At 43.9% G+C, this 11,641-nt stretch carries 12 protein-coding genes; 11 read left to right on the forward strand and 1 reads right to left on the reverse strand.

The features are described 5' to 3' along the window. Window positions 1–145 precede the first annotated feature (145 nt). Both V6984_RS07225 and V6984_RS07230 read left to right on the forward strand, forming a co-directional pair. Window positions 146–301 carry a cyclic lactone autoinducer peptide gene (locus V6984_RS07225; RefSeq protein ID WP_342759110.1) on the forward strand — a complete coding sequence of 52 codons (156 nt, stop codon included), beginning with the start codon at window positions 146–148 and terminating at the stop codon, window positions 299–301. Beyond that, window positions 301–897 (forward strand): accessory gene regulator B family protein, encoded by a 597-nt coding sequence (locus V6984_RS07230; RefSeq protein WP_342759111.1) that lies wholly within the window; start codon window positions 301–303, stop codon window positions 895–897. The genes V6984_RS07225 and V6984_RS07230 overlap by 1 nt, the downstream gene beginning before the upstream one ends. Before the next feature lie 125 nt (window positions 898–1,022). Here the strand turns inward: V6984_RS07230 and V6984_RS07235 are convergent, their stop codons facing one another. Beyond that, window positions 1,023–1,652: a TetR/AcrR family transcriptional regulator gene (locus V6984_RS07235; RefSeq protein WP_342759112.1), complete on the reverse strand. Its 630-nt coding sequence runs from the start codon at window positions 1,650–1,652 to the stop codon at window positions 1,023–1,025. 355 nt (window positions 1,653–2,007) lie between these two features. On the opposite strand from V6984_RS07235, the gene V6984_RS07240 reads away from it, so the two are divergent. The 9 genes from V6984_RS07240 (at window position 2,008) to V6984_RS07280 (ending at window position 11,544) form a co-directional block, all read left to right on the forward strand. Further along, entirely contained in the window at window positions 2,008–2,709 is a 702-nt protein-coding gene (locus V6984_RS07240) for an ABC transporter ATP-binding protein (protein WP_342759113.1), read from the forward strand. After that, window positions 2,709–5,009: an ABC transporter permease gene (locus tag V6984_RS07245; RefSeq protein ID WP_342759114.1), complete on the forward strand. Its 2,301-nt coding sequence runs from the start codon at window positions 2,709–2,711 to the stop codon at window positions 5,007–5,009. The genes V6984_RS07240 and V6984_RS07245 overlap by 1 nt, the downstream gene beginning before the upstream one ends. A 110-nt stretch (window positions 5,010–5,119) precedes the next feature. Then, window positions 5,120–5,737, forward strand: a complete 618-nt coding sequence (locus V6984_RS07250; RefSeq protein WP_342759115.1) for a DUF3793 family protein — start codon at window positions 5,120–5,122, stop codon at window positions 5,735–5,737. 12 nt (window positions 5,738–5,749) lie between these two features. Continuing rightward, window positions 5,750–6,181 (forward strand): flavodoxin, encoded by a 432-nt coding sequence (locus V6984_RS07255; protein ID WP_342759116.1) that lies wholly within the window; start codon window positions 5,750–5,752, stop codon window positions 6,179–6,181. Window positions 6,182–6,368: 187 nt separating this feature from the next. Then, window positions 6,369–6,857: a GNAT family N-acetyltransferase gene (locus tag V6984_RS07260; RefSeq protein ID WP_342759117.1), complete on the forward strand. Its 489-nt coding sequence runs from the start codon at window positions 6,369–6,371 to the stop codon at window positions 6,855–6,857. 236 nt (window positions 6,858–7,093) lie between these two features. After that, window positions 7,094–7,618: an Rrf2 family transcriptional regulator gene (locus V6984_RS07265; protein WP_342759118.1), complete on the forward strand. Its 525-nt coding sequence runs from the start codon at window positions 7,094–7,096 to the stop codon at window positions 7,616–7,618. Continuing rightward, window positions 7,605–10,427 (forward strand): YhgE/Pip domain-containing protein, encoded by a 2,823-nt coding sequence (locus V6984_RS07270; protein ID WP_342759119.1) that lies wholly within the window; start codon window positions 7,605–7,607, stop codon window positions 10,425–10,427. Before V6984_RS07265 ends, V6984_RS07270 begins: the two co-directional genes overlap by 14 nt. A gap of 161 nt (window positions 10,428–10,588) precedes the next feature. Beyond that, the gene (locus V6984_RS07275) at window positions 10,589–11,143 is read left to right on the forward strand and encodes a LytTR family DNA-binding domain-containing protein (RefSeq protein WP_342759120.1); all 555 of its coding nucleotides are present in this window, start codon (window positions 10,589–10,591) and stop codon (window positions 11,141–11,143) included. Beyond that, the gene (locus tag V6984_RS07280) at window positions 11,140–11,544 is read left to right on the forward strand and encodes a DUF3021 family protein (RefSeq protein WP_342759121.1); all 405 of its coding nucleotides are present in this window, start codon (window positions 11,140–11,142) and stop codon (window positions 11,542–11,544) included. Before V6984_RS07275 ends, V6984_RS07280 begins: the two co-directional genes overlap by 4 nt. Window positions 11,545–11,641: the final 97 nt, after the last annotated feature.

An 11,641-nucleotide genomic window follows, 5' to 3' on the forward strand; every position in this document is an offset into this window, starting at 1 on the left:
AAAAGTGCGGCAGCCCGTCTTGACCGGGGGATAGATCTTCTGTGTTTTGACAAAAACTGTTCTTCAGGTTGCAAAAATTGCCAATTATATTGTTTAGTTATACAGATGAATGTAGAATAACAAAAAAACACGGAGGTATATTCTTATGAAAATGAAAAAAAACATTGTATGCAAAACACTTGGTATCATGAATTGCCTGGCACTTATGATGGTAGTGCAAACTGCAAATGTATGCTGTACGTGGATATTTCATCAGCCCGAATTTCCGGAAGCGGCAAATAAGTTTAAAAAGGTTCAATAATGATCTTAAGAGTTGTTGATTTTATTCTTGACAGGCAGCTTAAAAACGGAATGATTTCCGGAGAAGACACCAGCGTGTATCGATATGGTTATACGCTGGTGCTGGAAGTCATGATAAATATTATCATAGCCATAATAATAGGCTTGATTTCGGGGGAACTGGTAAGTGTGGCATTATTCATGGTGATGTTTATACCGTTGAGGAGTTATTGCGGCGGTTATCACGCGTCCAAAACATGGATATGCATAATATTGTCCAATATTGCAGTGGCAGGTGTTGTGCTGGTCGTCAAAAAATTCCAGTTTCCTGTCGATTTTGTACCGCTGCTTACGGCAGAGGTGATCGGTACTGCCGTCATATTGCTTCTGGCTCCCATACAAAGTGAAGCAAAGAAATTGAGCGATAATGAAAAGCAGGTATATAAAAAATACGTTCGGTTCATTTTGATAATAGAGTTGGTTTTTGCACTAATATTCTTTCTCACATTTAAATTAAATAAGTATGGTCTCATAATTGTAATGGTACATATTATACAAGCGGTATCCCTGCTCGCCGTACATTTAAAGGAATCCAGGCTGGGAACCGCCAAGGTATAAAGCCGATTTGTTAAGGAAACGGGATTTATATAATCAAAGCCCAAATAATATCAGAATAAATAACATAAATATAAGATTATATTTATCCAGTTTTCCTTGCAATTTATAGATGGACGGAGTATGGATTACTTCAAGTATTCAGCCTTAATGACGTACCGGCAAAGCATATCCGTCAGTTCGTCGACTACTTTATCCTTATCGTAAGAAGTATGATAGAACTGCACCTCATGTACGACCGCCTCAAGGCTGTTTTGAATAATCATTCCGGCAGTGGTAAAGTCTGTAATCCTAAGCAGTTTGCGGTAGCCTTGCAGTAACCGAAGAACCTTTTCGGCAGCATAGCTGCGATATTTTTCTTCAAGTACACGGAATTCTTCATATTGCTGGGAGAGACTTGTGATTTCCTTCTGAAATGCAGGCATATAGGTGTGTATCTGCATAATAGTCTGTATATAGCTTCTAATCAGTTCTGCGGGGTCCGGTATCATGTCGTCCTCATTTTCAAGCCCAATATCCGGAATCTGTGCCAGGGCATCCTGATACAGATCTTTGACTAATTCTTCATAAAGAGCTGTTTTATCCGTAAAATAGGAATAGAATGTTCCGATGGATAAGCCGGCTTTTTTTGCTATTTCGTTGGAGCTGGTATTGTGAAAGCCCTTCTCGGAAAAAAGTATAAGTGCTGCCTGTTTTAGTTGTTTTTTCTTTTCTATACTGCGTGCCTGTTTCGGTATGCGGATTTCTTTGTTACTCATCTAATTCCTCCGTATGCAAGTTTTCGCGCCATATCGTTTCATTTTCATCCTAATTTATTTTAACATATGACGATTAAAAAACAAGACTGTTACTGTTCACTCTGTTCACAGTAACGCATGATTTCTGCATTTAAATTCGCTTCGCGAAGCAGAAATCATCTCCTGAATCATGTTCTTACGCAGCTTAACAGCAAGTGTTAAGCCGCTGTATGAACAATACCTCATAATTTCTAATATATGAGTAAATGCTCATAAAAATATTGACAACAATAAAACGGAGCGCTATATTTATAACGTGAGCTATTGCTCATGTTATGATGATTCTATACAGACTTAGACAAGGGAGGAAATATCGATGAGCTTTATCCGTTTTACTAATGTAACAAGAGAATATCGGTCAGGTGAGGCCGTGATCAGAGCGTTGGACAATGTAAGCCTTGAAATTGAAAATGGACAATTTACTGTCATATTGGGTCCGTCAGGCTCCGGAAAATCTACATTACTAAATCTGCTGGGAGGAATGGACTATGCGAGCAGCGGTGACATACAGGTAGGGAAGCGCCGGGTGTCAAAGCTGAATGAGCAGGAACTGACGGTATACAGACGCCATGACATCGGTTTCGTGTTCCAGTTCTATAATCTTATTCCCAATCTGACGGCTTACGAGAATGTGGATATATCGGTAAAGCTGAGTAAAGCTCCAATCACTGCCAAAGAAGCGCTGGAAGCGGTAGGGCTGTCACAGCGTGCAGACAATCTCCCAGCACAGATGTCGGGCGGAGAACTGCAAAGGGTTTCCATAGCAAGAGCTTTGTGTAAAAATCCCAAGCTTTTGCTCTGCGATGAACCGACGGCTGCCCTGGACAGTCAGACGGGTAAGAAAGTGCTTGTCATGCTCCAGTCAATGTCACGCAAATATGGGAATGCGGTAGTACTCGTTACCCACAATGCGGCAATCGCACCGGCAGCAGACCGTCTGATCAGGCTGAAGGACGGAAGGATCGAAGAAATTGCCGACAATAAAAATCCTGTGGGCATGGAGGAGGTTGAGTGGTAATGAAATATTTATATGTGAAGTTTTTCAGAGATTTGAAAAAGTTGTGGTCGCAGTTTTTTTCCGTGTTTATGATGGCTATGATTTCTATGACCATATTTTCCGGAATGAACTGTGTCTGGAACGGAATGAAGGCATCGTCGGAAGAATATTTTGCCGATACTGATCTGGCAGATGTGTGGGTGTATGCGGGACAGATTACAGATAAAGACATGGAGGCGGTAAGAGGGCTGTCCTATGTTAAAAACGCTGAGGCGGCAATGAGTTTTTCTGTGGAAGGCCGGACGGGAAAAGAAACGGATACGGAGCTCAGAGTGGTAACATTGAAGGAGGAGAGCCTGCGCGTTCTAAATCCGCTGATCAGAAGCGGAGAGCATTACAGCGATACGGACGGAATATGGATAGATGAGGACTACGCCGCAGAGCATGACCTAAGTGCGGGGGATACGATCGATGTATCGATCAATGACGGAATATTTGAAGTCATCGTAAAGGGAACCGTTCTCGATGCCGAGAATATTTATTTTGTTACATATGGTACGGACAGCGTACCGAATCATCTCAGATATGGCTATGCCTATATGAGTGAAGCTTATGTCAGGGATTTATTAGGCGCTGTAGCAAATAATCAGATAAGAATCGATATGACAGGTAAATCCGGCGTTTCGAAGGAACAGGTCAGAAAGGACATGGAGGAAGTTTTTAACGAAAGGCTGTATTCCGTCTCCCTGAGGGAAGATATGCCATCCATCTGGCAGGTTCAAAAGGAGCAGGAACAGATTAAAAAGATGGCAGTGTTGTTCTCGATAGTATTTGTGCTGCTTTCCCTGCTTACGATGTATACGACAATGAGCCGTCTGGTGAATAATCAGGTAGTACAGATTGGAACTATGAAAGCGATGGGATTCTATAAGAGGCAGATTTATGGGCATTATGCCTTGTATGGCATGGCGGTATCCCTGCTTGGCGGAAGCTTCGGAATTCTGGCAGGCAGGCTGTTCATATCGGAACTGGTAATGAATATCAAGAAAACCACACTCACGCTTCCTGAGTGGAGTAAGGTGCTTGGAACTGAGAGTGCTGTGCTTTGGCTGTCAATCGTACTTATTTGTACTCTGGCCGCGATACTGACAGCCCGTAAGGTCATAAAAGGTGTGCCGGCGCAGATCATAAGGGGGATTGTAGAGCAGAAACAAAAAAGTGATAAGCCGCTGAAACGTTCCCGTTTATCTTATGAGTGGCTTTGGACTCTTAGGGCGATAAAGATTCATCCGGCACGTTATATTATGGGAGTGGTGGCAATTGCCGGAAGTATGATACTAATGGTAGCCGGTATCGGAGTATGGGATTCCATTAATAGTTCTTATGATGATGTATTCAAAAGAGAATATACCTATCAGTATACCGCTGCTATAAAGAAAGGCGGAGATAAACTGCTGCAACAGGAGCTTGCGGACGACAATGTTCAGTACTCGGAAGCAAAGACCGCCGTCTTTAGGAAAAATGATATGGAGAAAAGCGGAGTACTATCCATTATATCGGATGGAACATTGCTTCACCTGTTTCTTTATGAGAGCGGCGAAGAACAGAAGCTTCCGGCAAACGGAGCTTTTATTACTTATAGGCTGGCAAAGCAGATGGGAGTAAGAGAAGGGGATATCATCCGCTGCCGGCCGGATACTTCGGCGGAGGAATTTCAGATAGAGATAAAGGCAGTTGTAGATGCAAAGATGCCTCAGGGAATCTTTTTATCGGAAGCTGCGTGGAAGGAAGAATTTACGCCTAATACTGTTTATCTTGGAAATGCTTCAGGTTATGAAGCTATCGAAGGCAGCGATCTGGTAACCGGGCTGACATCTATTGACGAACAGCGTGAAAACATGGATACCATGCTTGAAAGCGTGCGGTCTATTATGTATATCCTGATTTTGGCGGCATTAGTGCTTTCGGCAGTCATCCTGTATAATCTGGGAACCTTAAGTTTTATTGAACGTTACCGCGAATATGCAACCATGAAGGTACTCGGTTTTTATAAAAAGGAGATAAACAGGATGGTTCTTACGGACTGCGGATTGAATCTGCTGACCGGCATGGTGCTTGGAGTTCCGGGAAGCCTTGCATTCCTAAATCTTTATGTGGGAGTGGTTTCCATGGAAAATATGGAGTGGACACCATATATTTCCCCGGTGCATTTTGTGACGATAGCTCTTATTATCGCGATATTTTCAATTCTTATCAATCTGTTCGTATGCCGGAAAGTTAGAAAGGTGGATATGGTTGAGGCGCTGAAATCGGTGGATTAAGAGGGATAAGTAACAAATGATGAATTATCTCAATAATACCCTTGACGAACCCCGTCCTTAAAATGTATCATATCCATAGGTTAGTCAAAACTAACTGGAAAGGAGATGAAATGAGCAAGGAAGCATTTAATATAATGCAGGAAATGGATTTAAAAGACATAGAAACACAACTGGCTTTGCAGTGTGCTCCGCTCATATCGGGTCTGAAGATTTCGAATCTATTGATTATCCGCAGAGACAAACTCGCCGAGCTTATGATGATTTTGAGGTCGACAAGTATTTCCAGCTATGTACTGCGAAATAGCAAAGAGAAAATAGCGATTCTTTTATTTAATGAGAAGAAGCTGACTTCGTATCTAAAAGAAGAGCGTGTGGTAAAGCTGCTGGGCGAAATGGGATACCATGGGAATTCTCTGTATGACATACTGCCGGTTTTTAGAGAAAGGTATAAAAAATACATGTCGGATAAGATACAGTTTCCCCATGAAATGGGAGTTCTGATGGGTTATCCGATTGAAGATGTGGAAGGCTTCATTCGCTATAACGGGAGAAATTCCATGCTTACCGGTTATTGGAAGGTATATGAGAACATCTCTGCGAAGGAGCAGCTTTTCCGCAAATTCGAAATAGTAAAAGAAACGATGCTGCAATTGATTTTTTTCGGAGTAGGTATTAAAGACATTATAGAAATTTACAGAGAGGATTGGCTGCAGGAGAAAGCGGCCTAGGAGGAAAAAGATATGGAAAAAATTTATGTTGTATATTGGTCACAAACAGGGAATACGCAAGCTATGGCGGAAGCGATAGGTAAAGGAATCGAAGCGGCTGGCAGGGAAGCCGAGGTGGTGGATGTGAGCGGTGCTTCTTTGGCGGAACTGAAAAAGGCGAAGGCATTTGCTCTGGGCTGTCCGGCTATGGGCGTTGAAGTGTTAGAAGAATCCGAAATGGAGCCGTTTGTATGTGATGTGGAAGGGTTCGCAGCAGGAAAGACGATCGGACTGTTCGGCGCTTACGGATGGGGCGACGGACAATGGATGCGCGAATGGGTAGAGAGAATGAATGCAGCAGGTGCGTCGGTACTGAACGGAGAAGGATTGATGTGTCAGGAGATGCCGGATGCTTCCGGATTAGCTCAGTGCGAAGAATTTGGAAAACAACTGGCGCAAGTGTGATAGAATAGAGCATACGTAAACAAGTGAGTAAAATATGCCGGTCATTGTTAATTTTTGAATCCGTCCATCGTCTTACTGTCATCGGTGCAAAATTGTGCATTAATTATAATGTCCTAAAGTTGAGTGGCTGATGAATATGCTGTATTATAATAAACACAGCTTATATTTTGGAATGGAGGTCGGAACAATGAGAAGCAATGAACTGCTTCTTCGTCCCCTTGATGATGCGGATATAGATTTGTTGACTTCATGGCTGAATAAGGACTATATCTTAAAGTGGTATCACGATGCGGACGAATGGCTTGGCGAAATACATAAACGACATGATGTTTATTCATGGATACACCATTTTATAGTTATGGATTGCGAAACACCTATTGGCTTTTGTCAATATTACGATTGCTATGCTGCGGGAGACATGGAAGATTGGTACAGTGTATCAGCGCCTGATGATACTTTTTCGATCGATTACCTGATTGGTAATGAAGCCTATCTTGGTAAAGGGTATGGGAAAGCAATTGTGGGGCTGCTGACAGATACTATTCGAACAGTAGAAAGAGCCAGACGGATTGTTGTTCAGCCGGAGCCGGAAAATCATGCGTCCAATCATGTACTGATTGCAAATGGATATGTTTATGATGAGAAGCGAAAGTATTACTACAAATTGCTGATTTAGTTTTGGCAAATAATAAACGGAGACGGCAATATCTAAGCAAGTTGAACAGGTTTACAAAATTGTGCATTATGATGAATATTTTCATCATAAGCACAATTTTTTTTACTTGCAATATGATGTGAGAGTAGTATAATTGCCAATTGTAGATAACTAATATCCATAATAGATAATGATTATCTATAAACTGATTTATAAACCGTATTGCTATTCGCAAGATATGTTAAGGAGGTAAGACGTTGAAACTTACAAAAGGATTTGAACAAGCGGCCTGTATTATCGTTCTGCTTGCAACCCAGGACCCCGGTATTCCCTTGTCTTCACAGGAAATAAACAAGAGGTTAAAGTGTTCTCCCTCTTATTTGAGGAAAATTATCCGTAAGCTGGTTGTATCCAGGCTGGTGAATTCCGTTTCGGGAAACAACGGCGGCTTTACGCTGGCGGTAAATGCGGAGAACATTAATTTACTTCAGGTGGTGGAAGCACTGGAAGGACCAATTGAAACGTTTACCGATACGGAGCTTATCAGTGAAGTATTCAAGGATTTCCCGTTCATTACAGATCAAGGCACCGCAATCTTGAAAAATGCATTTGCACAGGCCGACAGGCTATGGAGGGATTCTCTGAGGAACAAGACGGTTTATCAATTGCTTATGGAAGCGGTGGGGGAAGAAAAGCTGGCTTTGTACGATTGGAACCAGCCGGAAGAAAAAAGAGAGTTATTAATTAGAAAGGTGATGAATTCGATTCATGGAAATGATTAAAAAAGAATGGCAGGCAATCCTTAAGAACAAAATTTTATTAATTTCTTTTATTGTTATTTCTTTTATCCCGATTCTCTATGCTTCATTTTTCCTGAAATCCGTTTGGGATCCATATGGAAAAACCGGAGACTTGCCGGTTGCGGTAGTGAATGAAGATAAAGAAGTGGAATACAACGGAAAAATGCTGAATGTAGGAGCAGAGGTTGTAGACCAGCTTAAGGAAGACGAGAACTTAAATTGGGAGTTTGTTTCGGGCGAGGAGGCGAAACAAGGTTTAGAAAATCAGGAATATTATATGATCGTAACGATTCCTGAGGACTTTTCCGCAAATGCTGCGACAGTCATGGATGAGCGCCCGAAGAAAATGAATATCGAATATGAAACAAACGGTGCATTGAATTACTTAGGCGAGGTAATCGGTGAAACAGCCATGAAACAGCTAAAGAGCGAAGTTTCCGAGAAGGTCACCGAGGTCTATGCCAAAGCGATCTTCGACCAGCTCTCCGAAATCGGAGATGGCTTTGCACAGGCGGCTGACGGAGCGGAGCAGCTGGATGAGGGTGCCAATGATTTGGCGGAAGGAAGCAGGGCTCTGACGGACGGATTGAATACGTTGGCGGACAGCACCATAACCTTCAGCGACGGAGAAGAAACCTTCAGCGTTGCTCTCGGACAATATTTGGAGGGCACAGCTAAATTGGACGATGGTCTCGGTGAATTAAAGGCGGGTGTGGATACATTGGGAGAAAAGGTCCCCGACTTAGCGGACGGCGTAAACCGGCTGGATGATGGTTCCGGCAAGCTGGCATCCGGCATCAAGGACTATACCGGCGGTGTATCCAGGCTGGCGGACGGAACCAATACCCTGGCAAACAATGGAACTGCCCTTAAGACGGGGGTAACTACCTTAGTCGCCGGTTTAAGCAACGGAACCGCACAGCTTCAAAGCGGAGCAAATCAGGTCTCGGCAGGCCTGACCCAGATGTCAGGCAGTATAGGCACTCAGATCGATTCCGGTGCGGAACAGCTGGCGGCACTCGATAAAGGGTTGACAGATCTCAATAGCAGCATCCAGGGCCTGAACCAAATGCTGGCGGCAGCAGGTGCAGCCAGTCCGGCAGCGGCGGATGCAGCAGTTTCGAATATTTCGGGAGATGATACCGCGAACATTATCAATGCGGCGGAAGCGGCAAAAAGCAGCGCGAATAATATAATGAACAGCGCCGCCACTGTCTCTTCGGAATCCTCTGCATTGGACGGACTTAGAGAAGCGGTAAGCAACTCATCGGATTTGGACGATAATTCCAAGAGCATCGTGCTTGGCATGATCGATGCGGCAGCATCAAACAGCGGATCTGATTCTGGTATTTCGGCTGAGGCGGCGAACATCGTAGCCAATATGGATGCGGTAGAAAGCGGAGTATCCGGCATTGAGGCCAGTGCGGCAAACATGAGCGCGCAGGTGAGTGCCATGTCGGCAGCGGCAGGCTCTGCCGCCCAGGTGGCAGCGGCGGTAAATCAGATCGCGGCGGGAGCTGATCAGGTGCTTCCGGGAGCTCAGGGCGCGATTGCCAGCCTTTCGGGAGGCTTAAGCAGTGTAAAGGCAGCTTTGGACGGTCAGCTTATCCCCGGCATGAGTCAGTTGACGGGAGGCATTACCAGTCTCCAGACCGGTTTGGAAGGAGGCTCAGCGCAGCTCAGCACAGGCTTGGATACTTATATTGCGGGAGTAGAGCAGGTAAACGAAGGTGTGAAAACTTTGAAGAACAATTCCGCAGCTCTCAATAGCGGGGCATCGACGCTGAGCAGCGGACTTAACCAGCTCAACGACAATGTGCCTGCTCTTCAAGACGGTGTGAACGCACTGGTATCCGGTACCAATACGATAAAAGAAGGCAGTGAAGAGCTGGTAAAGAATAACGATGACCTTATGGCAGGACAGACGAAGCTTCAGAAGGCTTCCGCACAATTGACCGAAGGCTCGGCGAAATTAGCGGACGGCGGCATAACCCTTCAGGATGGCCTGAATACCTTTAAAGACGGAAGCAGCGAATTGGCGTTGGCTTTAAGTGACGGTTCCCGACAGGTAAATGACGTTCATACGACGGATAAGACGGCGGAGATGATCGCACAGCCAAATGAGATCACGCAGGAAAAGTACAGCGATGTGCCTAATTATGGCCATGCGCTGGCTCCATATGTATTATCGCTGGCCTTGTATGTGGGGTGTCTTGTATTCAACTTCATTTACCCTATTCGCAAGATTGCGGTAAAAGAAAAATCAGTGTTCCAGTGGTGGATAAGCAAGATAACAGTAGGAGCTGCCGGGGCTACGGCAATGGCCCTTATCGAAGCCGGAGTGATGATGCTCATCGGCCTGGAGCCGGATCATATACTTCAATACTTTGCGGTGGCGTTGGTATCTGCGTACGCATACATGTTCCTCATCATGTTTCTGGCGATGGCCTTCGATAATCCGGGAAGATTCGTGGCTATGATATTGCTCATATTGCAGCTTGCGGGCTCGGGAGGAACCTTCCCGATGCCTCTTACTGATAAGTTCTTCAGGAACATTCATCCGTATCTGCCCATGACACACTCCATTTACGGATTTAGAGAAACGATAAGCTCCGGTCTGGGAGAAGCGACCTTCACGAGCAACGCTCTGCTGATGCTTGGGATAGCGGCAGTTTCACAGCTTTTACTGTTTTTGTCCATGAAAGTGCTGAAAAAGATCCATAAGGACGGAATCTCACAGCTTGACGACAATCAGAAGCTTCTTGATGACAATTATACTTATAGCTGTTGATAAAAGGCAAACCGCTGATGGAATGCACACGACAGTTTAACTGACTTATATGATATGAACAAAAAGGCAATAAATGTCACTTATCCAATATCAGATGGATAAATCGAGGTTTATTGTCCTTTTATTTTTTTTAATTGCATGATGGTCGCCGATTTTTGTATTTGGGAGGAAAGTTTATTGCCAAGGGGATGGCTCCCTATTATACTCATGATAAGAGTATACGGATTACTGAGAACAGAGCGAGCAGTAACGCATATGGGGGTGGCAGATTGTTTCTTAGATTAGAAAGAAATCCTGAGCAGCAGGAGACGGAAGTAATTGTTAAATATGCGGAGATGGACCAGGACGTAAAGCGTCTCATTTCGCTTCTTCAGGCGGCAGATACAAAAATCTTATGTGAATCGAAGGATGGAGAGAAAGTAGTGAAAGCCGCGGATATTTTTTACATTGAAAGTGTGGATAAGAGGACATATGTTTACTGCGAAAATGAAGTATACCGAACGCAGCTGCGTCTTTATCAGCTGCTTGATATGCTGTCCGATACAGATTTTGTTCAGATCAACAAGGCCTGTATTTTGAATATAAATGTTCTGGATACGATAAAGACCTTATTCAACAGCAGGATGGAAGCGATGCTGAAAAATGGAGAACGGCTTTATGTAACAAGAAAGTATTTAAATGGCATTAAGAACAAGCTCAGGGGAGAGGAAGCATGAAGAGGATTTTAATAAATATTATGTCAACCACAGGTATTACTCTTGTAGTTTTGGCGGCGGTAGCTTTGCTGTATGGAGGCGAATGTCTTTTTGTCACTACTGTTTTTGAGGTTCTCATAGCAAATGCCGCAGTACATTTCGGGTTTATCTTTACTAACAAGTATGAAAACAAATATCCTATATTGGAGGCGCTGTTGAACATTACCTATGCAACAGCCGTAATCGTTGTCTTCGGACTTGTTTTTGACTGGTACAGCAGTACGCCCATAGGTGTGTTGATCATTATGGTTCTGCTCATTTATGTCATAGGCTATTTTATTAGTGCCCTCGGCGCAAAAGAAGATATGGAGGAAATCAATCGCCTGCTTCGGGAACGCAAGGATTCATTTAAATTAAAATAGTCATTTGCGGCTGTATTTTTAAAGGAAACCTTGAAGCAGTCATAACCGGACGGGTCGGCAGCAAAGCACCTCCATGTGCGCCGCTGCCTAAACGCCG

It is taken from the genome of Kineothrix sp. IPX-CK, assembly GCF_039134705.1.
Lineage (GTDB): Bacteria > Bacillota > Clostridia > Lachnospirales > Lachnospiraceae > Kineothrix > Kineothrix sedimenti.